The sequence below is a fragment of the Paenibacillus sp. IITD108 genome, assembly GCF_036541265.1.
Taxonomy (GTDB): domain Bacteria; phylum Bacillota; class Bacilli; order Paenibacillales; family Paenibacillaceae; genus Pristimantibacillus.
On the sequence record NZ_JAZHCT010000042.1, the window covers coordinates 20670 to 43590 of the forward strand.

Genomic DNA, 22921 nt, shown 5'->3' on the forward strand with positions numbered 1-22921 from the left:
TATAAACGCATTTGGAAACTAAGGAAAGACAGGCCGCATGTTTGCTTAGCAGCCTGTCTGCTTAGTCGCTCCTCGCCTTTGGCTTACACAGTTGCGCTATGACTGGAACGTGCTATGCTTGTCGCCGCCACCATATTGCGCAGCGCTTCAACTGTTTCTTCCTTGCCGCGCGTCTTAAGGCCGCAATCCGGATTAATCCAGAATAGTCTTGCATCAAGCACCTGGAGCGCGCGATCGATCATGCTTGTCATTTCCTCAACAGCAGGAATTCTAGGACTATGAATATCATATACGCCAAGTCCGATTCCTTTGCCGTACGTGTTCAGCTCGAAGCTGTGAATAAGCTCTCCGTGACTGCGGGACGTTTCTATGGAAATAACATCTGCATCCATCGCATCAATGGAGCCAATCATATCATGGAATTCGCAATAGCACATATGCGTATGGATTTGAGTCGTATTTTGTACAGTGCAAGTCGTCATGCGGAATGCCTTGACAGCCCAGTCCAAATAGTTGGCCTGATCTTCTTCCTTCAGCGGCAAGCCTTCGCGGACGGCAGGCTCATCCACTTGGATCATGCCGATTCCTGCTTTTTCAAGCGCTTCTACTTCTTGTCTGAGTGCATAAGCCAGCTGATAAGCAATCCGCTCGCGAGAAATATCCTCGCGGACGAATGACCAGTTCATTATCGTAATCGGTCCCGTCAGCATGCCTTTTACAGGCCGTTTTGTCAATGATTGCGCATATTTTGTTTCTTCTACAGTCATCTCGTTTACAAAAGCTACATCGCCATAAATAACAGGCGGCTTTACGCAACGGGAGCCGTATGATTGCACCCAGCCGTTTTGAGTAAAGGCAAAGCCGGCCAGCTTTTCGCCAAAGTACTCAACCATATCTGTACGTTCGAATTCGCCATGTACGAGTACATCAAGGCCGATTTCCTCCTGCAGCTTAATCCAATCATTGATTTCATCTTGAATAAAGGCTGCGTACTGCTCTTTCGTCCAATCCCCCTTGCGCCACAATTGCCGCGCTTTTCTGACTTCTGCCGTCTGAGGAAAGCTGCCAATTGTCGTTGTCGGGAATATCGGCAGCTGCCACTTTGCCTGTTGAGCTGCGAGACGCTTGGCGAAAGGCAGCTGGCGCTCCAGCTTCGTCTGAGCTATTAAAGCGACAGCATCTTGAATATCCTGACGCTTGCGTTTGCTGGAATGCTTGAAGGCTTCGCATGCGCGTTCATTTTCCCCTAGCTCTGCACTTATTGCATGCCCCTCGCCATTTGCCGCTTTTGTCAGCCATACAATTTCATCCAGCTTTTCATCAGCGAATGCCAGCGCATCCTTAAGCTCCTTATCGAGCTTCGTTTCAAATTGTACGGAAACCGGAACATGCAGCAGACTGCAGGAAGATTGAACAATGAGCTGATCTTCCGTGACATGCGATTGAATAGCTTTTAGCAGCTCTAACTTTTCTTTAATGGAAGCTTTCCAAATGCCGCGTCCGTCGATTAATCCTGCCCCTAGTACTTTATCCTTTGGAAAACCAAATTTTTTGATGGATGCCAAATTACCGGCAAAACCATGAACAAAATCTAGCCCTATCGCTTTTACTGGAAGCTTGACAATCTCTTCATATTGATCCGCCGCTTCGAAATACGTTTGCAATATAACATTCAGATTCGGCGCCGCAGCTGCTAACTGTCCATAGATGTTTGACAGCCGCTTCACATCCTCAGCGCTAAGCTTTGTAGAAATAACTGGTTCATCGATTTGCACCCATTGAACGCCTTCTTTTTCAAGCTCCTGCAATACTTGAATGTACAGCGGAAGCAAGCGCTCGAGCCACGCGTCAAATTCGGCAGCAGCATAACCTTTGGACAGCTTAAGGAATGTTAAAGGACCAATAATAACCGGCTTGCCCGCAATCCCTAGCTTTTCCTTGGCCTCGCGATAAGCGAGCAGCGGTTTATTTTCAGTGAGGAAGGGCTCTGCCCCATCCAATTCAGGCACAATATAATGATAATTCGTATTAAACCATTTGGTCATTTCACTAGCGGCTGCATCCTTAGTCCCGCGGGCAATACCATAATAGACAGACAGCGGAACGTTTCCACCGTCATATGCAAATCGTTTTGGCACTATTCCAAACATGGTCGCCGTATCTAAAACTTGATCATAGTAGCTGAAATCATTAACAGGAATAAGCTCGATTCCCTTCTCCTGAAGCTTGCGCAAATGCTCCAAGCGCAGCTCCTGCAATTGCTGCTGGAAATCTTTTTCCTCCAGCTTGCCTGACCAAAACGCCTCCAGTGCTTTTTTCCATTCCCTATGCGCACCTATGCGAGGATATCCCAAAACGCTATTTTTAACCATATCATGAGCTCCTTCACTACTTGTTACATGTAAGATACCACGAAAAGAATGCTATAGTGTAACTGGATTATGCTATGGTTAGATATAACTAAAAGCTATAACGGAGATGGCAGGGCTTCGTTTTTTTATAAGCAGTAACCAAAAAAAAATCAAAGCTGACCACGAAAAAAGCAATCATCCTATAGCGAGCTGCATGCTCTAAGATCATTGCTTTCTCCTGTTATTTTGTTGTTTTTTCTTGTGCTTGAAGGTGAGCCGTGAATCGCATTTGCTTAATTTCCTCTTTAGACAGCTCAGGAAGTGATAGATCCGTCTTTACGATAACGAAGCGGGAATCTCCATCCCATTTAACCTTGGCTCCGAACGTTTCAAGTACAAGCCGTGCCGGGATATACGTTCTTCCGCCAGCAAGGCGAGCAGGCGTATTTAACGTTTGCTTTTTTCCGTTAATATAGACATTTTGGGAATCTATCTTTAATTGAATGGTAGTCTTGTCTTTACTTGCCGTTACTACTCGATTTACGGGATCCCAGTTGATTTTGGCCTCCAGCTTTGTCAACAGCTCGCGGAATGGCACTAAAGTATACTGATTTTCAATTATCGGCTCGTTCTGCAGCTTTTGCAGCTCATTATTCCATACAATAGCAGCCTTATATCCGACTTTATCAGCTGGAGCAACTTCATCAATGAGCCAGTCTCCAACTTTTGGCAGATTTTCGCGAATTGGATTACTTAAGAAATCAATCCATTCTCCTGTATTGGCATCAATTGATGGATGAACCCCATTGTAGAACAACGGCACACCGGGCTTGATTCGAAGCGTATAGTGAAGAATAAGTACACCATTCTTTCCGGGTACATACTCGCGATTCAAATCATATAAGGACAATAAACGTTTTTGTGCCAGTTCAATCGGATATCTAGGCACAGCTTTATCTGCAAACTTTGGCGGATCAGCATAATAAAGACTTGGGAACTTCCCTTTTGAGTCCAGTACATACCTATAGTGAAGGGAATAAGCCAGACGTTTGCTGGCAGGTCCATTCTCCTCTGCCCAATGCAAATACGGTTTAATTTCATTAATAATAATTTTCGCCGCTGCCGGTGCAGTAATAAATTCGCTCTCACCTTCAAGCGCATCATTGACCGCATAAACATTATTTGTCCAATACACTTCGTAGGAGGCAATTTCGCCTGTAACACGATCTACTAATATAGCCATATGATTACTGTCATCACGATAACCGTTATGAAGTCGGTCATAATGCACCCAATGGACTGTTTTCTCTTGATCTCGAGTATTGTATTCCGATACCGGATAACGGTCGTGAATCCAATCATCCTTAAGCTGCCAGCTTTGCTTGCTTGCAAACTGATCTGCAATGGCGGTTGCTTCTTCAAAAGAAATTTTCTGTTTGCTTTCATCATAAGGAGGCTGCATCAAATCTCCCGTATATTTGTATAAACTGTATTTCACTCTGAAACTCGTCAGCTCTCCATCAACAGCAGATATAGCCAGTTCACCGGTATGGCGGGCATTGCCATAAAAGTCCTTCTCAACGGTCTTGAAGGTAAGCTCCCAGTAAGCACCATTAAATTTAGCCGTCACCTTTGCGCCTTCTGGCAGCAGCAGCAGCTCCTCGGCACGTTCAATAGCTTGATCAGCATTATTTATTTTAAAATCGTTTATACTTGCGGCATAAGTAGCTGCAGGACTTGTCAAATCCACTGCTCCTATTGCCAGCGCCGCTGCAGCTACTAAGGCGCAAGCCCGCTGCACAGCCTTTTTCTTTATAGATCTATGCATGCGTTTTGTTCATCCTCTCTCCTTTAAAAGATATAATCATTGCATAGTTAGACGTTATGTACTACAAAAAGTTTCCAAGGATTTAATGAATTAAAAGCAATAAGTTACGTGGAAATAGAAAAAACAAAAACCCGTGCAATGAAGCGCTTTTGAGCGCTGTGCACAGGTTTCAAAATTTCTAGTAATTTAATCAGCCGACAATTGCTTTACCAGTTCATCCAAACTGATATCAGCCAGGGATGACAACAGCAAGTCATAGTTTTCAAATGTCATATAACTGGTCACTTCATTAGGCGTAACTACTGTCTTGATGCCAGCACACTTCGCCGCAAACAATCCATGCCTGGAATCCTCAAAGGCAATCGCTTCAGCCGGCTTAATCTGCAGCCATTCTAGCGCTTTTAGATATAACTCTGGGTTAGGCTTTACCTTCTCTACATCGTCAGCAGATGCAATAAATTCGAAATAATGCCCAATATTAAATGCCGTTAAATATTTTTCAATCCAATGTCTGTGTGAGCTGGATGCGATTGCTAAACGCAAGCCCGATTGCTTGGCTGCAGCCAAATAATTCTCAATGCCTGGCCGCAGCGTTTGCTTCACCATATACTCATTATGCTTTTCAGCTGTAAAAGCTTCCAACTGTTTATGATCAAATGACCGTTTCGTTTGCTCCTCAAGATTTATATGAGGATTAAAGGCTTCAAAGCCTGTTCCAACGCATTGCCCCCAAACCTCGAGCGGCAAATCAACATTATAGCTGCTATACAAATCACGATAAGCGTAATACCAAGGTGTCTCCGTATCCACTATGGTTCCGTCGAAATCAAAAATAAGAGCTTTAATCAATTGGCTTCACCTATCCTGTCCTCTCTCTTATTTAAAAAGCAAAGAATTATTTTATCTACTCCCTACTATATCATTTAATTTCAATCGTTTCATTCGTTTTATATCTCCATGCTTCGCTGGCTGTCTCGGGCTTATGAAATATACTTTAATATGCCAATACTAGCTGCATTTCTTCAATTTGTTTAGGAAACTTACATTGGAAAGCTCTTGACGCGTTCCACATGGGTACAGAGGCAGGTATCAACCAGCATATATTGCTTGTTGCCCTGTCTACAAGAAATCTACAACTTCAATAGATGGTCAGTCGTTCCGCTATTTGGCCCAAAATTGCAGTTTTGAGGAGGTAAAGTGACACACGTTCCGCTATTGGTCAAAAAATCAAAGAAAAAGTCCCGTATAGAGCCAAATAGCGGAATGTGTGTCCTCGTAATTAAAAAAATGGCCGTTTTTAGGCAAATAACGGAATGTGTGACCATCTCCATTCATTGTGCACATTTGGTAAGCAAAAGAAAAGGGATCGGAGAGCAGGTTTGGGACTGGAGAAGCGGCAGCGTCCGCCTTTGTAGGCTAATTTTAACCATTAGTTTGGCACAATTCGCAAAATATTAGGCTCCACGAACACTTGTCCATTCTGCCTTGACAGCAGGCACCCAACAACAGCAACGCAAAAAATAGCCCATCAGGCTGCTTGGCGCAGCCTAATGGGTTAATTAATTGGATGCTATACATTTGTAAGCTACACATTTGTAAGCTATAAAATGTCAGCTAATGTCAGCTATAGAAGCTTGCCGCCTTTTCTATGAAATGCTTGCGATCCTCAGTCAAATCATCCTCATAGTAAATCGCACCGACGGGACAAGCCGTTTCACATGCACCGCAGTCAATACATACATCTGCATTAATAAAATACTGGTCTTCACCTTCCGCTATACAATCGACGGGACATACATCAACGCAATCTGTTGCTTTTTCTCCAATACAAGCTTCCGTTATTACAAAAGCCATTCTCTTCACACCTTTCACCATGATCTGATTTCTTGTGCAAAAAAATAGTAAATGGATATTGCGGCTGCTATTTATCGGAATTCGCTATTCAAACTCGATTTCCTTCTTGTCTCTACTAAAAATAATATGCTTTTCACTCAAAAACTTGACCAAAATCTATTTCCTGTTTGATCGCAGAATGTTACTATGTAACAAGCATAGTTTTAGGTGCAATAGAAATACATATTAGTAATTACATTTTATTAGAGAAAGAAGGTTGATGAAGCTGTTTAGACGTATTATGTTGTTTCTGCTAACTAATATTTTAGTCATTACAACGATTTCTATTATTTTTGCTGTTTTTGGCATAGGCAATTACATTACGGAGGATGGCATTAATTTTGCATCCTTGCTCGTATTTAGTGCTGTTGTCGGTTTTACCGGGTCATTTATTTCCCTTGCCATGTCCAGATGGATGGCTAAAATGGCGATGCGCGTTTCCGTTCTTGATCCTAGTAAGCCTCTGTCTTCTCAAGAGCGCGACATCGTTGAACGGGTACATTATTATGCGCGTGCTGCCGGGCTTACTCATATGCCGGAGGTTGGTATTTATCAATCCCCAGAAGTAAATGCTTTTGCAACAGGCCCTTCCAAGAAACGCTCACTCGTAGCTTTGTCTACAGGGCTGCTTGATCAATTGGACAACGATGCGGTTGACGGCGTAATCGCCCATGAAATTGCCCACATCGCAAACGGCGACATGGTAACCATGACGCTGCTGCAAGGTGTCGTCAATACATTCGTCGTCTTTTTATCTCGTATTGCAGCTTATATCGTATCCAGCCTTGTCAAACGCGATGAGCTTAGCGGTATCGTACATTTTGTATGTATCATTGTGTTTCAGATTATTTTCTCTATACTTGGCACCATTGTCGTCATGGCATTTTCCCGATATCGCGAGTACCATGCGGATGCGGGCGGCGCAGCCTATGCGGGCCGTGACAAAATGATTCACGCGCTGCAATCCTTGAAGAGAAAGCATGAGCTTATTGATAACAGCCAAACTTCGCTTGCTACTTTAAAAATTAGCAATCGTCCAAAAATGCTTTCCCTCTTCTCATCCCATCCTGCTCTCGATGATCGTATTCAGCGTTTGCAGCAATAATCTAAACGTAACGCAAAGGGCAATTCCGCAGTCATTCCATTTGACTGACAGAATTGCCCTTTTTATTGTTTATCCCGCTACATCTCTTTTGGTAAACATAAACCACGCGATCAGCTGGAATACGATGTAGTAGACTGCAAGCATAATAATGGAGAAGGATAACGTCATTTCCGGCCTTAGCGGATGACCGTTTGCATATCTGCTAAGATCGATATTGGCAAATAGCAAATATTTGACCCACTCGTACTTGGCAAGCACCGATACTAGTGTATTTCCCATCAATATGCCTAATAAAGAAAAGCCTATAGCCATTGAAGAGCTGCGGAAGGAAGCGGATATCATAAATGCGAAAGTGACATACATGATAAGCTCAATGACGCTGTAGCCGTATTTTTGCAGTACGTTTAATACCATGGAGCTTTCTTCAATCTGGCCGTCAGCGCCGATTGAAATCTTAGGCTGGGACAAGCTATCGAGCCCTTCCAAAGAAGCTCCTATGGCAAATGAGACAGCGAAGCATAAAACGAGCAGCAAGATGGCAAACATAAAAGTTGATATATATTTACAGAGCAAAACCTTCGCTCGTGATGCAGGCCCAACAAGCAATAGCTTAATCGTTCCCCATGAAAATTCTGCTGCAACCATATCTGCTGCGACTATAACCGTAAGGATCGTGACTAAAATAATTAAAGCGGAAGATGTGTCCATATAAGACCATAATGTATATGCGTATGGATTTATATTATTATCCAAATAATACTCATTTACTTTAATGCGATTCTCTAAGTTTATGGCTGTTTGCTCATCAAATGCTCCTTCATTTTCTGTGAGCGCTTGACGCATTGATTCGTTGCCCTGTGTAATCTCCTCGCGCCAATTCGACTGATCGGACTGCGACGATTGGTCCCACTTCATAATCCCTGCCACAAGCATTAATGCTATAATCAGCAGCCCTATCATTGCCCAAGTACGGGGTCTGCGGTATATTTTCATATTTTCATTTTTAATCAACATAGCTGCACTAGACAATTTGTTCACCCCTTGTTAGCTCCAAAAATTGATCTTCAAGTGAATAATTATCCGTCCAAATGCCGTATATGTCGATTTGTCCATGTACAAGTGTTCGAATAATTTCCGGAATACGCTCCTTGCCAGCTGTAATATGAAGTCCGTCAGCTTGTGCAATCACGCTTAGATCTGGCAATACAGCAGCTAATTGCTCCAGCGCTTGCTCTGGGTCTGTTACCTCTACTCTAATTTTATTGCTGCTGGCTGCGTTTTTCATCTCGCTTATTGTACGCACATCTATAAGCTTGCCTGTCTGAATAATCGCTATCCGATCGCACATCAGCTCCATCTCCGACAGCAGATGTGAGGAGACGATAACCGCGATCCCTTCCTCTCTTGCCAATTGGCGCAAATAATCTCGCAGCTCGCGAATGCCGGCAGGATCCAAGCCGTTAGTCGGCTCGTCAAAAATAAGCACGGATGGCTTATGCAGCAAAGCCTGCGCTACGCCAAGCCGCTGACGCATGCCGAGCGAGTAGCGCTTTACCTTCTCGTGGATGCGATTTTCCAAACCTACAAGCTTAACAACCTCATTAATTCTTTCCTTTGTCACTCCCGCATGTCTTCTGCCAAACATGACCAGGTTTTGATAGCCGCTCAAAAATTTATACATTTCCGGATTCTCAACGATAGCGCCAATATGCGTCATCGCAAGCTCGAAATGCTTGCTTACCGAAATGCCTTTAACTAATATTTCGCCTTTAGTCATTCCGATTAGTCCCACAATCATGCGAATCGTCGTTGTTTTCCCCGCACCGTTTGGCCCTAGAAAACCGAACACCTCGCCTTTCGGAACATCAAATGACAGATTGTCCACAATAACGCGGCTGCCAATTTTTTTGGTTACGCCGCGAAGCTGCAATACGGCTTCATCACTCACTGCTGTTAACCCCCTGCAAATCTCATAGTATGCGATAACTATACCGTAATTTTGCCAGAGCATAGAATGGTCTTCAGTCTAAATGCTAGCTGGACCCTGGTCCAGTCAGCTGTTGGACTTTAGAATAGCTGACTAATGAAATCCATTGCGCAATCCTTTCTGAACGATTACACTTTTTAAGTAGTGAATAACCTTGTACAACATGCGAGTGATAGTAATGGAGGTCTGGAAATGTCTACGATTATTGTAAATTGGGGGCAATCACGCGTAGCCTTGACTTGGGAGCAAACCATAAATCTTCCGCCAGCACAGCTTATTACAAGCGTGCATGGATTTTGCTTTTACGAAGAAAAGCTGTTATTAGTAAATCTGCATGCTCGCGGCTGGGATTTTCCAGGCGGACATATAGAATTGGGTGAAACGCCTGCGCAATGCATGAGGCGTGAAGCGCTGGAGGAGGCCTATGTAGAAGGAGATTGCCAGTTGTTAGGTGCTATATGTGTTGATCACAACGACAATCCGAATTGGACGGAGCAAAGCCCATACCCGAAAGTTGGCTATCAAGTGTTCTATCGGATGAATGTTACAACGCTCCGTCCTTATCTGGCTGAATATGAAGCGGGCGAAAGAATTTTTATCGAGCCGGCAGAAATAAGCCAGTTTTATAAAAACTGGCATTCTGTCTATCAGGAAATATTGGATTATGCATGCAGTAAAATTTCTTCCACCTGATCAAATGCTTCATCTACAGTCTGAACTTTAACCAAATAGTTTTTTTCCAGCTCATATTGACCTTGCGAGAAGGAATATTTGGGATCGTAGTAATAAACGAGCATCATCTCAACTGCAGCTGCGTATTTTTCGGCTTCCAGGCAGGATTGGATTTCATGTGCAATAGGCGTATGAATTCTGGACTTGATTCGCTGGAAAGCCTGCTGGCAGGCTTCATTGTTTTTCCAAGGCTCATAGTCCTTTAATATTTGCTCGACACGCGCTTGCAGGGGCAGTTCAATCATAATGGCAATACCGGTCTCTTTCTTGCTCATCAAAAAATCAGGAATGACGGCTTTACCGACTCGTTTGCTTTCCGCTTCAACGGCAAAGAAAGCGGCTTTTTGGGTCGCAAGCAGCTCTTCTACGAGCAGGCCTTCAAACATTTTCTGATTATTCGGTTCAAGCCCGATTCCTCCAAATATAGAGCCGCGATGGCCTGCCATTCCCTCCAAATCAATTACTGCATGGCCTTTTTCCTTCAACCGGCGCAATATGTCCGTTTTTCCGCAGCCTGTATTGCCCTGCAGCACGACCGCTTTCGGATTATAGTTCATCGTCTCAAGCTGCTCAACTACCCACTGGCGATATGACCTGTAGCCGCCAATTAAACGAGAAGCCTTAATCCCCATTAATGAAACGACAGTTGCAGACGTTTTGCTTCGCATCCCGCCTCGCCAACAAAACACCGTTTTCTCGCCCGGAATTTCGGAAAACCGTTTTATAAAAGCTGGCAATTTAGCAGATACAATTTCCAAGCCGCGCTGTTTGGCAGCTTCTACACTGACCTGCTTATAGATTGTTCCAACCTCCGCCCGCTCCTCATCATCAAATAAAGGAATATTGATACTGCCTGGTATTGTCGCCAGTTTGAATTCGGATGGGGAACGCACATCAATCGTTGTTACCGTGTGAGCTTGCTTATGCAACCTCCACTTTTCTAGCGTTATATCTTGAAACATATTAGCAGCGCCACACTTTCAATCAGCATTAAGAAACGTAAATCCGGCCTTGTCCTTCTCCTATTACTTCGCCAATTAAGGCCGCCTCTATACCTGCATGTACGAATTGCTCCAGCAATTGCTCCGCTTCATCAGCAGCGACAGCAATCAGCAATCCTCCTGAAGTAACGGCATCGCATAAAATCCACTGATCAAGCTGGTCAAGTTCTTCTGGAAATACGACGTCTGCCTTAATGTGGTTATAATTGTTTTTCGTTCCTCCAGGTACAAAGCCAAGCTCTGCCAGCTCTCTTGTACGCGGCAAAACAGGCACACGATCTCTATGAACCGAAAATTCGGCTTTGCTGCCCTTGGCCATCTCCAGCAAATGTCCCAACAGACCGAAACCAGTAACATCTGTGCAAGCATGCACCGTATACTTGCTCATTATTTCAGCTGCCTGTCTGTTCAATGCAGACATGACTTTCGTAACCCGATCGATTTCTTGTTCCGACAATTGATTGTTTTTAAGAGAAGTCGTCATAATGCCGACACCGATCGGTTTCGTTAAAATAAGCTTATCTCCCAGCTTTGCTCCTGTGTTCGTTCTTACTTGTTCCGGATGCACAACGCCAGTAACAGCCATGCCGAATTTTGGCTCCTTATCATCAATGGAATGGCCGCCGACAATAGTAACACCGGCTTCTGCAGCCTTATCCGCAGCTCCGCGCATGATTTCCGCCAATATTTGCTTGTCTAATGTAGTAATTGGAAATGCAACGATATTAAGAGCCGTAAGTGGTGTTCCACCCATTGCATAAATATCACTAATCGCATTAGCTGCCGCAATCTGTCCAAAGGAGTAAGGGTCATCAACGATGGGCGTGAAAAAATCAACCGTTTGTACGATGGCGAGCTCATCATTTAGTTTATAAACGCCGGCATCATCACTAGTATCCAATCCTACTAATAAATTCGGGTTTGGCTTAGCTGGCGGGAGACTGCGTACAACTTGCCCCAAATCAGCCGGGCCGATTTTGCAGCCGCACCCGCCTTTGCTTGATAACGCCGTTAACTTAACGGTTTGCTGTTCCATTTTTTATCATCCTCTTTCATAAAGTGAAAAATCTTATCCTGTCGCCTCGAAATGTGTTAAGATTGCAACGTTATATGCTCTAATAATTGCTTTTGCAACTATTTACTTACCTTAAGTTATTATAAAACTTAAATTGTATCCCTTTCAAGGCTGTGTAAGTAAGCTTCTGTTATAAAAGCACATACTTAAATGATGTATAATCAATGTTTTCATTATTAATTTAACAGGGGCTTGATGAAAGCGTGATAAAACTTGCTTGTAGCAATAATGCGATCCTGTTATACTGCATAAAGATATTATCCCCCCTATAAATGAAAAGGTTGTTTGATATGTTACCATTTTCCCGATTGTGCAAGTGCAAGCCCCCCATCCCGTAATCTCAACAAACAACATGATTTGATTGAGATTTTGCAAGTATAGGGGGAAGTAAAAATGTTAAGAAAAATCTCAGCACCGTCATTATTGTTATTTATCGTATTAGTAGGATTTCCGCAGATAAGCGAAACGATCTACACACCGTCACTGCCTGATATTACGGAGCAGCTTCAAGCAAGCAGCAATCATATTCAATTAACGTTAAGCATCTATTTTCTCGGCTTTGCTATCGGTGTATTTTGCTGGGGCAGATTATCCGATTTAATTGGCCGCAGACCTTCCCTTCTTTGGGGGATTGCTGTCTATGGGATCGGCAGCCTTGGCTGTTATTTGTCTCCATCTGTTGAATGGCTGCTAGTTAGCCGTTTTATTCAAGCGTTCGGAGCAAGTACAGGCTCTGTTGTAACACAGACTATATTACGGGAGAGTATCCCGGACGATCGGCGCCATGTCATGTTCGCCCAAATTTCCGCCGCACTCGCCTTTACTCCCGCCGTCGGACCATTGCTGGGCGGATGGATAGATCAATGGCTTGGCTTTCGCGCTGTCTTTATGACCTTAATTGTGATAAGCGTTGCTATATTCGCCTATACATGGACTTCTTTGCCGGAAACGCGAAAAGCAGCCTCTATTAAAAATACCAGCTCCTTTGCAGTAGCTAGGAGAATGCTTAAAGATGGCCGCATCTGGGCATTCGGTTTCTTGATTGGCGCAACGAACGGGATTCTTTTTAGCTATTATGCTGAAGCTCCTTTTATTTTCATTGAATTTTTCGGGCTCGAACCTGGTTGGTTTGGATTGCTTGGCATATTTGTGGCCTTGTCATCCATATTGGGCGCCATGCTGTCCAAGCAGCTTTTAAGCCGGCTGACCGCTGAAAATATTATTGCTCGTGGTTGCCTTACGGCTGCAGCCGGAGCTTTGTTATTAGTGCTTCTTACCTTCATTAACCCGCTGTCCAATGTGTTCTCACTGGTCGGCATCATTTTTTGCCTCTTTATTTTGCTGCTCGGCGTCGGTATGGCAATTCCGAATTGCCTAAGCCTGGCACTTGTACAATATAAGGATGTGGTTGGTACTGCGGGAGCGGTGTTCGGTTTGGGTTACTATTTACTCGTTAGTCTGATTACGAGTGGCATGAGCTATTTGCATAACGGTTCCTTGCTTACGATGCCGCTGTATTTTCTCGGCCTGTCCATTGCAATGGTTTTGGTCAGCAAAGTTCTTGCAAGCAGAAGCACGATGTATAGTATATGAAGCAACAACGATAAACGGCTCCGCCATCCTTAGGACAGGCGCGTTTACCGATGAAATATAGGAACATGTATAAAGTGAAAACTTATACTTTCCTATATTTTAATAGACAGGAGCCGGCCCAGTCGGGTCAGCTCCTTTGTAGATTTTATTTAATTTACAATTTAATCGTTGGATGCGTGATATGCGTTATCTACCGCTTCCTGCTCTTAATCTCCGCTGCGATTTGTGCTGCAAGCTCTTCCGGCTTTCTTTGCCCCAAATCTCCTTCGCCGCGTTTTCTGACGGATACTGTATTATTATTTCTTTCTGCTTCCCCCAAAACGAGCATATAAGGGACCTTCTGCAGCTGCGCTTCGCGAATTTTATAGCCGAGCTTCTCATCGCGCACATCTAACTCAATACGAATTCCTTCCTTATCAAGCAGCTGCTTCACTTGAAGAGCATCATCCAAATAATGGTCAGAAACAGTCAGCAGCTTTACGTGAACCGGGGCCAGCCAAAGCGGAAATGCTCCTGCAAAATGCTCAGTCAATATTCCGATAAATCTTTCTATGGATCCATAAAGCGCACGGTGAATGACTACTGGACGATGTTTTAAACTATCCTCGCCGATATAGCTTAAATCGAATTTTTCTGGCATTTGAAAATCAAGCTGTATCGTACCGCACTGCCAGCTGCGCTTTAACGCATCCAAAATGTGAAAGTCTATTTTTGGTCCGTAAAAAGCGCCGTCGCCTTCATTAATTACATAATCTGCACCCAGCTTATCCAATACGTTTTTAAGCGATTGCTCCGCTTGATTCCACAATTCCTCCGAGCCCATCGAATTTTCCGGCCGAGTTGACAATTCAATGCGATAGCTAAAGCCAAGCACCTCATATACATGATCAATCAATGCAATGACACGGCTGATTTCCTCCTCGATTTGCTCAGGAAGCACGAATAAATGAGCATCATCCTGACAAAACGTACGAACCCGCATCATGCCGTTCAATGCTCCAGAAAATTCATGGCGATGCACTTGGCCGAATTCAGCAATCCGAATGGGCAGCTCGCGATACGAGTGCAGGCTGTTTTTGTAAATCAACATATGTCCGGGGCAATTCATTGGCTTGAGTGCGAACTTCGTATCATCAACATTAGTAAAATACATATTATCTTTATAGTGATCCCAGTGCCCCGATTGCTCCCAAATGCGATTATTCATCATCAACGGTGTCCGAACCTCTTCATATTCCCGTTCCCGCTGCAGTTCTCTAGCGAAGCTTTCCAGCTCATTGCGAATCGTCATTCCTTTAGGCAGGAAAAACGGCATGCCAGGCGCCTCCTCAGAAAACATAAACAGCTCCAGCTCCTTGCCAAGCTTGCGATGATCACGTTTCTTCGCTTCCTCAAGCATATGCAAATGCTCATCCAGCTGCGCTTTTTTTGGAAAAGCAGTGCCGTAAATTCGCTGCAGCATTTTATTGTTGGAGTCGCCGCGCCAATAAGCGCCAGCTACGCTCATCAGCTTGAACGCTTTAATTTTTCCAGTAGTCGGCAAATGAGGTCCGCGGCACAGGTCAACAAATTCACCTTGACGATACAGGGAAATTTCTGCTTCCTGAGGCAGATCGCGAATTAATTCCAGCTTAAGTGAATCGTCTAACCCCTCAAACAGATTAATCGCTTCCGAGCGGCTGACAATCTGTCGAGTTATCGGCAGGTTCTCTTGGACGATGCGGGCCATCTCTCTCTCAATTTCCGCCAAATCGTCTGTAGAGAATGTTTTGTCAATATTAATATCATAATAAAAGCCATCTTCAATGACAGGGCCGATACCAAGCTGTATTTTGCTGCCGCTATACAGTCTTTTTATAGCTTGAGCCATCAAATGGGCTGTGCTGTGGCGATATATATCTAGACCATCCTTGCTGTCGAGTGTAATAATGTCCAGCTGAGCATCATGCTCAATCTGATAGTTCATGTCTACAAGTTTACCGTCAAGCTTGCCTGCAATCGCATTTTTCTTAAGTCCTGCGCTAATTGATTCAGCAATTTGCCCAACAGTTGTTCCAAGTTCATACCTCCGTTTTATTCCATCCTGCAGCATAATTTCCATAACATGCTCTCCTCCAATCTTCAAGATTAAGTTTATATGAATGCAAAAAAACGCAGCTCTCCTCGAAGGGACGAGTGCGTTCAGCTCGTGGTTCCACCCTAATTCGACCTGATGCAGGTAATAACTGCAGCAAGGTCCTTATTAGTATCCAGTAACGGGGATAAAACGGTGCCGCATAATGCTGCCATCAGACAGGTTCAACGCCACAGCTACAAAGGGGTAATATTCGCGCCGTAATTGAAGAAGCTTTCAGCAAACGCTCCTCTCTCTGGGCAATTCGTACACGATATCATGTCTTTGATCAATGCTCTATATGAATGACTTTGACTCAGCTTACTAAACTTGCTTTAGAAAAGTCAAGTTTTTTTAGTCAATTCTATTAAAAAAGTTAATTTGACACATTTCCTTTATCGCGATATTATTTATGCGTAATGATTACGTTTATCTATTTTTAGGGAAAGGAGGAAAGATATTGCGCATTGCCTCTAACCGTCAACACATTCATCTTTTTTATATATTCCTGTGCGGTCTAATCGTTTGGTTCGCTTTTTTTCCTGAGTCTGTGAGATTTTTAGTGCAAGGAAAGCTCTGGGAGTTGTCTTCATTTACGATGTTCAAGACAATTTTGCTAGGCATTTTGTTAGAGACTCTCCCCTTTCTTCTGTTGGGTGTCATCGTCTCCTCACTCATGCAGCAGTTTGTGTCTGAAAGGTTTATACGAAAATGTATTCCACGCAACCCGCTGCTTGGGGTACCGTTTGCCTTAGTGCTAGGATTTTTGTTCCCGGTTTGCGAATGCGGATTAATCCCGATCGTTAGGCGTCTACTTGCCAAAGGCATGCCCTTATATATCGGAATTGTATTTATAGTTGTTGGTCCAATTGTTAATCCAGTCGTAATTGCAGCAACCTATACTGCTTTTCGCTCTCGCCCTGATTTAATTTACTCCCGAATGGGATTAGCGCTTGCAGCCGGATTGTTAATAGGGTTAATTATATACTTTTTTATAAAAGGAAACCCATTAGAAAATAAGCAATCAGCAGCAGACGAGCGCCAGCATAGCCACAGCTGCGGCTTGGAGAAGGAGCATGCAGAAATCCATGCGAACCCGCATACCATACATACAAACAAGCCAAATAAGCTCCTTACTATGGTCGATCATGCCGGCAATGAGTTTTTTGATATGGGTAAATATGTTATGCTGGGCTCCATTCTTACAGCAGCCATTCAAACTTTTCTGCCGAGAACGAATTTAGTTGATATTGGACAAGCTGAATTCAGCTCTATTTTCTTTATGATGGGCTTTGCATACATTCTTTCTATTTGCTCAACGTCAGATGCTTTCGTCGCTTCATCATTTGCATCGATCTTTTCCAGCAGCTCCTTGCTCGCTTTTCTTGTCTTTGGACCTATGCTGGATTTCAAGAGTACTTTAATGCTTATGTCTGTATTTAAAAAACGTTTTGTGCTGCTTCTCTCTGTTCTTATATTTATAACCGTATTTGCTGGCGCTTTATTATTAGGTTATTGATACTTTCCAAGCAATTAGTAAATAAAACAGTTTTAATTATCAATATTAATATTTAATTGTATTAATTAATTTGAAAGGAGATTTGCAATTATATTATGCACACCTTTCATTATGTTCTGCGTGCTCTGCTGATGGGCGGTTTCTCCTATCTGATCGTCAAGCTCGTCAAGGATGAACGCCTTAATTACTATATAGCGCCCCGTACGGAATTATTAGTTAAGCTATCTGCTCTGGCTATGTTTATACTAGCGGTTGTATTCGTCTATATCGCCTTGCACAATGTTACTCATAAACAGAAACCTGATTGTGGGTGCAGCCATCAGCCTTCAAAATCTAAAGCGAAAAATATCATCATTTACAGCATGTTTCTGCTGCCATTATTGCTCGGACTTTTCACCTCGGATACACTGCTCGGGAGCAATATTACTTCTCTTAAAGGGGTCAATCTTGCCACTAGCAATAATGTTACGGCTAACAGCACTGCTTCGGCTGCAGTAACAGCTGAATCATCAGCACCACCAAGCACGGTATCTTCCAGCAATGCCCCTGCCCCTGCTGAAGTGCCAACTGCAGCAAAAGACAGTTTGGACACGCTGTTCCCTTTCGATGAATACACAGAAATGCATGCCACCCTTGGAAAAAAACTATATGAGCAGGATACGGTCTATGTGCAAGAAGCAGGTTTCATTGAAACGCTAACGACACTTGATCTGTACAAAGAAAATTTTCTCGGTAAAGAAATCGTTATAAGCGGCTTTGTTTATCGCGAGGACGATATGACACAAAACCAATTTGTTGTTGCCAGATTAGCTATGATGTGCTGCTCTGCAGATACGGAACCCTATGGCATTCTAGCAACCTATAGCCACGGCAATCATTTGGCAGAGGATACTTGGGTGCGTATAACTGGCGTATTAACGACAACTGCTTACCGCGAATATGAAATTATGGACCTGGATGTCAGCAAGGTTGAATACATCGAAACGCCAAGCACGCCTTACGTATATCCCAATGACGGGTATGCGGATGAATATGATTCAAGCATAACGGCTTATTAATACTAGGGCCTCTATGAATTATTTTCATAAAGGCCCTTCGTTGTGCAATTATTGATGCTGAAGCTCTTCCTCGCTCACATTTGGAAAATCGCCATCGAGCCTGCTCCAGCTTTGCTCCATCTCATCATCCGTCAGCAAGCATAGGTCAAGGCTTGTAACAATAGCTTCCCTGTCCATATCAATGCCGATAAAAACGACTTTATTAATGCGATCGCCATACACCGGATCCCACTGTTTTCGCAGCTCTGAATCCTGCATTAGCATTTCATTTTGCTCTGCTTTAGTCAGCGCAGCTACCCAGTATCCCATTGGGCCAAATTGTACGGAAGGCCCTGCCTGACTGATGCTTTGCGCCATATGATTGCGGCTGGCCAGCCACATTATTCCCTTTGCCCTGACTATTTCGGATGGCCAATAGGACATCCACTGCTTCAATCTGGCAGGATGGAATGGCCGAACTCTCTCATAGACGAAGGAAGTAATGCCGTATTCCTCTGTTTCCGGCGTATGCTCTTCCAGCTCCAGCTCTTTGATCCAGCCAGCCGATACACTTGCCTCATCAAAATTAAATAATCCAGTATCCAATATTTCAGAAGGGTCAATTTGGCCATAATTCGTGCGGATAAGCTTGGCGCGCGGCTGCAGCTTCTTTAGTAAGCTTTCCAGTTCAGCTAGCTCTTCAGGCTTGATCATATCGCATTTGTTCAGAATAAGAACATCGCAAAATTCAATTTGATCGATCAGCAGATCAACGACATCCCGCGAGTCGTTTTGAGCTACGCCTTGATTGCGCTCCAGCAGTGATTCGCCAGAGGAAAAGTCATGCCAGAAGCGGTAAGCATCAACGACCGTCACCATGCAGTCCAGCTTGCAGTAACGAGACAAATCTATTCCCTGCTGCTCATCCACATACGTAAAGGTATGAGCAACCGGTATTGGCTCCCCCACCCCTGTCGATTCGATCAATATGTAATCAAAACGATTTTGCTGCACAAGCCGTTCTACCTCCCGCAGCAAATCCTCCCGAAGCGTGCAGCAGATGCAGCCATTGGACATTTCCACAAGCTGCTCATTGGTTCGTGAAAGCCCTCCCCCATTTTTAACCAGATCAGCATCGATATTAACTTCGCTGAGATCATTTACAATGACAGCTACCTTCATGCCCTTGCGATTGTTCAGCACATGGTTAAGCACCGTTGTTTTTCCAGCTCCTAAATAACCGCTAAGCACTGTTACAGGAATTTTATTCAAAGACATATGTTTCCTCCTAGCTTTTTACTTAATCGTAATCATTACGTATAAGAATATAGCAACTGAAATATCATTTGTCAACCCTGCTGTTAAGTTGATTGATTTTTAAAAACCTCCTTTCAAAATTGACACTGAACCGTCCAGACGGTATAGTAAATCTGAGGTGAAGCATATGAATCGTAATTCCAAATACAATCGGGTGCTCCTTTCCGCAGCAAGCATCGTGAAGAAACAAGGCGTTGAGCGTTTAACACTAGAGGCCGTCGCCAAAAAGGCTGGTATAAGCAAAGGAGGGCTGCTCTACCACTTCCCTAACAAAGAACTACTGCTAGAAGGTATGGTTAAATATATGACGGGTGATTTTGTCCATAGTCTTCAAGAAAGAATTAACAGCAGCTCACATGATAGGGGAAAATGGAGCCGCGCCTATATTCAGCAAACTGTCGAGGATATTAATAAGGATAATGGCATTAGCGAAGCTCTAATCGTGGCTATGTTCGCGAATCCGGAGCTGCTTTTGGAAATGCAAACCCATTATGCGCAGTGGCAGCAATATTTCGTTCAGGATGGGATCGATCCTGTACAAGCGACAATGGTTCGCTTAATTGCTGACGGACTTTGGTTTTCAGAAGTATTCGGACTGGGAAAGATTGATGAAGCATTACGAAATCAAATACTAGAAAAAGCAATTCAGTTGACAAAATAAGGAGAAATTTACTTGAATCCATTTCTACTTCTGGCAACAGCGATTATAAGCGAAGTTTTCGGCAGCACGATGCTGAAAGTTTCCAACGGCTTTAAGAAGCTGCTGCCTTCAGCGGGCGTTGTAATTGGCATGGGTGTATCATTTTATTGTTTATCCTTAGCCCTGCAATCTTTAACTCTAGGTACTGCGTATGCGATTTGGTCTGGCGTAGGGACAGCATTGACAGCTATGGTCGGTGTTATGATTTTTAAAGAAACATTCAATGTGAAAAAGCTGCTCGGTTTACTATTAATAATTTGCGGAGTAGTTTTAATGAAATTAAGCAATGGAGCATCTTAACAATGATTAATAACTAACATCGGGGGCTTCAGTATGAAAGGCTACTACGCATTAACGCTCGCCATTATTTGTGAAGTATTTGGCACAACGATGCTGAAATTATCAGAAGGCTTCACGAATCTCCTCCCATCCATCGCATTTGGCGCGGGCTTCCTGACCGCTTTTTATTTTTTATCCGTCAGCTTGAAGCGTGTATCGCTAAGCTTGGCTTATGCGATTTGGTCAGGAGCAGGCACTGTTCTGACAGCAATAATAGGCATTATCGTATGGCAGGAAGTTTTTACTTTATTTTCGGCGGCTGGCATCCTTCTCATCGTGGGAGGCATCGCTCTCCTCAACGCTTCTTCAGCACAAAAAAAGAAGCTGTCTGCTTCATCATAAGATGAAGCAAGGCAGCTTCAGGAAAATATCAATTCTGTTATTATGCGAATGATGGCCTGCGTTCAATTACTTTCCCGCTTACAACTTTAACATATTCTTTGTCTCCACCTTCTACGGATGGGCCAATATAGACGTCTGCTTCCGAGGACTGCATTAGAAAAGCCGCTTGTGCTTGTGTCGGCAAAGGAATGACCTTCCTTTGAGCATGCTTGCCCAATCCGGATTTGCGCTTCATTCTTCTAATCGACGAACGCTTGTTCATAAGGAATCCCCTCCTATCAAGTAATTCATTGTATTTAACAACTCGTCATTATGTTCAACAATTTCAGCTAATTGTACATCTGTCAATGTCCGATTTCCAGAAATATGCACCGATAATGCATGCTTCTTACCCAAAGGATAGCATAATACACATACCTCTGCAATCTCACGACGCTTAAAAAATGACCATTCTCCGCTTAAAAACGTATCCAGCATGTATATTCTTTGTTCGCCTTCTTTTTTTCCCGCATTTTCATCCATGTGGAACGAACGCTCGCGGCCAACATTGCCGCCAGCCTGGTATATCCGATCTTGCTCTCTCTTCCATATGGCAGCCCCTAATACTCGAAAATCTCTGGGCGCCAGGAACGAGAATCGGATAGCCTCTGCATAGGACGCGTACTGCTGCGCTTGATTGGCTGCACCGGAATTGCGAATATACTCCCAAAAAAAATGTAAAATACTTTGCTTGCGGACGAGCAGAACGTTAGGATCTACAAACAAGCCTTCCTTAGCGATTGCTGCCATAATTTCACCACAGGCGGTATCCACAGCTGCTGCATGCTTTAAATCGGTTCGATTGGCATTGTAGCGAAGCATCGTTAAACCTGTCAAATCGGATAAAAGATGATATTCCGAGACGGTCGTTTTATGAATCAGATCATCTCTGCTTGCCAAATTATGAGGAATAATTCCATACACGCGTCTTCTGCCCAGCCTGCCCCAAAACATGCCCATTTCAAATATTGTATTATCTCTTGTAATAAATACGGGCTTGCCGCGAATAAGCGCTACATCATCTGCTGCAAACAAAAAAACTGCAAAATCGTTCGTGGAAAGCTCACGCTCCAACGCTTCCATCGTATAATCATTGCCATTAAACGCTGCAGCATACCAAGGATTTACTTCAGCAACGTACTCAAGAGCAGTACCGACCGCTCTGGCAAAATCGATTGCTTCCCTTGAGCTGCCTATAAAAACTCGCGGTTTTCTATGCTGAGTCATCGACGCATCGTGCTCCTTTGGTGAAATAATTTCCTCTATATCATAATTATACTAGATTAATTAAGCTGGAGAAAGCATATCCAACGTTTTCAGTAGACTTATTGGAAAATTAGGTCTAAAATAATAAAGCATACGAAATGATTTCTTTTGCTGCATGGAAGGTGAACAAAATGTTAAAAAAAGCTACTTTTGCCGGCGGTTGCTTCTGGTGTATGGTAACGCCATTCGAGGAACAGCCAGGCATTCATGGTATTATTTCAGGTTATATGGGCGGTACCCTAGAAAATCCGACTTATGAGCAAGTGCTAACAGGCGAGACAGGTCATCACGAAGTTGTACAAATCACTTATGATCCTGATATTTTCCCTTACGAAAAGCTGCTTGAGCTTTACTGGCCGCAAATCGACCCTACAGATGCGACAGGCCAAGGCAACGATCGGTCTAGCCAATACATCGCAGCTATTTTTTATCATGATGAAGAACAGCGCATGCTTGCAGAAGCGTCCAAAAAAGCGCTTGGCGAGAGCGGCCGTTTCGAGCAGCCGATCGTCACTCAAATTAAAGAAGCGGTTGTGTTTTACCCGGCGGAGGAATATCATCAAGATTTTCACCGCAAAGACCCTGAATACTATAAGGAATCTCGCGTTTATTCAGGCCGGGATGCTATTATCGAAAAATATTGGAGCAAATAAGAAAGAACAACACAATCGTCCTTAATTGAGG

General features: G+C 43.6%; 21 protein-coding genes. 9 read left to right on the forward strand and 12 right to left on the reverse strand.

Annotation, left to right across the window (positions count from 1 at the left end):
- Window positions 1-83 precede the first annotated feature (83 nt).
- The 4 genes from metE to V1L65_RS25135 form a co-directional block, all read right to left on the reverse strand.
- Window positions 84-2372 (reverse strand): 5-methyltetrahydropteroyltriglutamate--homocysteine S-methyltransferase, encoded by a 2289-nt coding sequence (gene metE / locus V1L65_RS25120; RefSeq protein ID WP_331702021.1) that lies wholly within the window; start codon window positions 2370-2372, stop codon window positions 84-86.
- A 220-nt stretch (window positions 2373-2592) separates the two neighbouring features.
- Complete coding sequence (locus V1L65_RS25125; protein ID WP_331702022.1) at window positions 2593-4179, reverse strand: copper amine oxidase N-terminal domain-containing protein; 1587 nt, start codon at window positions 4177-4179, stop codon at window positions 2593-2595.
- A 186-nt stretch (window positions 4180-4365) separates the two neighbouring features.
- Window positions 4366-5028 (reverse strand): HAD family hydrolase, encoded by a 663-nt coding sequence (locus tag V1L65_RS25130; RefSeq protein ID WP_331702023.1) that lies wholly within the window; start codon window positions 5026-5028, stop codon window positions 4366-4368.
- Between the two features lie 771 nt (window positions 5029-5799).
- Window positions 5800-6033, reverse strand: coding sequence for a DUF362 domain-containing protein (locus V1L65_RS25135; RefSeq protein WP_331702024.1), 234 nt, complete (start codon window positions 6031-6033; stop codon window positions 5800-5802).
- A gap of 265 nt (window positions 6034-6298) precedes the next feature.
- On the opposite strand from V1L65_RS25135, the gene htpX reads away from it, so the two are divergent.
- Window positions 6299-7177, forward strand: coding sequence for a protease HtpX (gene htpX, locus V1L65_RS25140; protein WP_331702043.1), 879 nt, complete (start codon window positions 6299-6301; stop codon window positions 7175-7177).
- Window positions 7178-7246: 69 nt separating this feature from the next.
- Here htpX and V1L65_RS25145 read toward each other — a convergent pair whose 3' ends face one another.
- Together V1L65_RS25145 and V1L65_RS25150 are read right to left on the reverse strand one after the other, a co-directional pair.
- On the reverse strand, window positions 7247-8215 hold the full coding sequence (locus V1L65_RS25145; RefSeq protein ID WP_331702025.1) for an ABC transporter permease: 969 nt from the start codon (window positions 8213-8215) through the stop codon (window positions 7247-7249).
- Window positions 8199-9125: an ABC transporter ATP-binding protein gene (locus V1L65_RS25150; RefSeq protein ID WP_331702026.1), complete on the reverse strand. Its 927-nt coding sequence runs from the start codon at window positions 9123-9125 to the stop codon at window positions 8199-8201. Before V1L65_RS25150 ends, V1L65_RS25145 begins: the two co-directional genes overlap by 17 nt.
- 231 nt (window positions 9126-9356) lie before the next feature.
- Between V1L65_RS25150 and V1L65_RS25155 the strand changes: the two genes are divergently transcribed.
- Window positions 9357-9857, forward strand: a complete 501-nt coding sequence (locus V1L65_RS25155) for an NUDIX hydrolase (protein WP_331702027.1) — start codon at window positions 9357-9359, stop codon at window positions 9855-9857.
- On the opposite strand, the gene mnmH is transcribed toward V1L65_RS25155, so the two are convergent.
- Together mnmH and selD are read right to left on the reverse strand one after the other, a co-directional pair.
- Entirely contained in the window at window positions 9827-10858 is a 1032-nt protein-coding gene (mnmH, locus tag V1L65_RS25160) for a tRNA 2-selenouridine(34) synthase MnmH (RefSeq protein WP_331702028.1), read from the reverse strand. The two genes, V1L65_RS25155 and mnmH, sit on opposite strands and share 31 nt — an antisense overlap.
- Window positions 10859-10886: 28 nt before the next feature.
- Entirely contained in the window at window positions 10887-11933 is a 1047-nt protein-coding gene (gene selD, locus V1L65_RS25165; RefSeq protein WP_331702029.1) for a selenide, water dikinase SelD, read from the reverse strand.
- Window positions 11934-12365: 432 nt separating this feature from the next.
- Between selD and V1L65_RS25170 the strand changes: the two genes are divergently transcribed.
- Complete coding sequence (locus V1L65_RS25170; RefSeq protein ID WP_331702030.1) at window positions 12366-13565, forward strand: multidrug effflux MFS transporter; 1200 nt, start codon at window positions 12366-12368, stop codon at window positions 13563-13565.
- Between the two features lie 190 nt (window positions 13566-13755).
- Here the strand turns inward: V1L65_RS25170 and thrS are convergent, their stop codons facing one another.
- Window positions 13756-15666, reverse strand: a complete 1911-nt coding sequence (gene thrS / locus V1L65_RS25175) for a threonine--tRNA ligase (RefSeq protein ID WP_331702044.1) — start codon at window positions 15664-15666, stop codon at window positions 13756-13758.
- A 610-nt stretch (window positions 15667-16276) separates the two neighbouring features.
- Here thrS and V1L65_RS25180 point away from each other — a divergent pair.
- Together V1L65_RS25180 and V1L65_RS25185 are read left to right on the forward strand one after the other, a co-directional pair.
- On the forward strand, window positions 16277-17197 hold the full coding sequence (locus V1L65_RS25180) for a permease (RefSeq protein WP_331702031.1): 921 nt from the start codon (window positions 16277-16279) through the stop codon (window positions 17195-17197).
- 95 nt (window positions 17198-17292) lie between these two features.
- Complete coding sequence (locus tag V1L65_RS25185) at window positions 17293-18255, forward strand: TIGR03943 family putative permease subunit (protein ID WP_331702032.1); 963 nt, start codon at window positions 17293-17295, stop codon at window positions 18253-18255.
- A 48-nt stretch (window positions 18256-18303) separates the two neighbouring features.
- Here the strand turns inward: V1L65_RS25185 and V1L65_RS25190 are convergent, their stop codons facing one another.
- Complete coding sequence (locus V1L65_RS25190; RefSeq protein WP_331702033.1) at window positions 18304-19512, reverse strand: GTP-binding protein; 1209 nt, start codon at window positions 19510-19512, stop codon at window positions 18304-18306.
- Window positions 19513-19678: 166 nt separating this feature from the next.
- Between V1L65_RS25190 and V1L65_RS25195 the strand changes: the two genes are divergently transcribed.
- From V1L65_RS25195 to V1L65_RS25205, 3 genes are read left to right on the forward strand one after another with little or no spacing between them, the layout of a single operon-like run.
- Window positions 19679-20212 carry a TetR/AcrR family transcriptional regulator gene (locus V1L65_RS25195; protein ID WP_331702034.1) on the forward strand — a complete coding sequence of 178 codons (534 nt, stop codon included), beginning with the start codon at window positions 19679-19681 and terminating at the stop codon, window positions 20210-20212.
- A 12-nt stretch (window positions 20213-20224) separates the two neighbouring features.
- A complete protein-coding gene (locus V1L65_RS25200) occupies window positions 20225-20551 on the forward strand; it encodes a DMT family transporter (RefSeq protein ID WP_331702035.1) in 327 nt (108 codons plus the stop codon).
- 33 nt (window positions 20552-20584) lie between these two features.
- A complete protein-coding gene (locus V1L65_RS25205; RefSeq protein ID WP_331702037.1) occupies window positions 20585-20932 on the forward strand; it encodes a DMT family transporter in 348 nt (115 codons plus the stop codon).
- A 40-nt stretch (window positions 20933-20972) separates the two neighbouring features.
- On the opposite strand, the gene V1L65_RS25210 is transcribed toward V1L65_RS25205, so the two are convergent.
- Both V1L65_RS25210 and V1L65_RS25215 read right to left on the reverse strand, forming a co-directional pair.
- The gene (locus V1L65_RS25210; RefSeq protein ID WP_331702038.1) at window positions 20973-21194 is read right to left on the reverse strand and encodes a hypothetical protein; all 222 of its coding nucleotides are present in this window, start codon (window positions 21192-21194) and stop codon (window positions 20973-20975) included.
- Window positions 21191-22198 (reverse strand): TIR domain-containing protein, encoded by a 1008-nt coding sequence (locus V1L65_RS25215; protein WP_331702039.1) that lies wholly within the window; start codon window positions 22196-22198, stop codon window positions 21191-21193. Before V1L65_RS25215 ends, V1L65_RS25210 begins: the two co-directional genes overlap by 4 nt.
- A 170-nt stretch (window positions 22199-22368) precedes the next feature.
- On the opposite strand from V1L65_RS25215, the gene msrA reads away from it, so the two are divergent.
- Entirely contained in the window at window positions 22369-22890 is a 522-nt protein-coding gene (gene msrA, locus V1L65_RS25220; RefSeq protein WP_331702040.1) for a peptide-methionine (S)-S-oxide reductase MsrA, read from the forward strand.
- The last annotated feature ends 31 nt before the right edge of the window (window positions 22891-22921 follow it).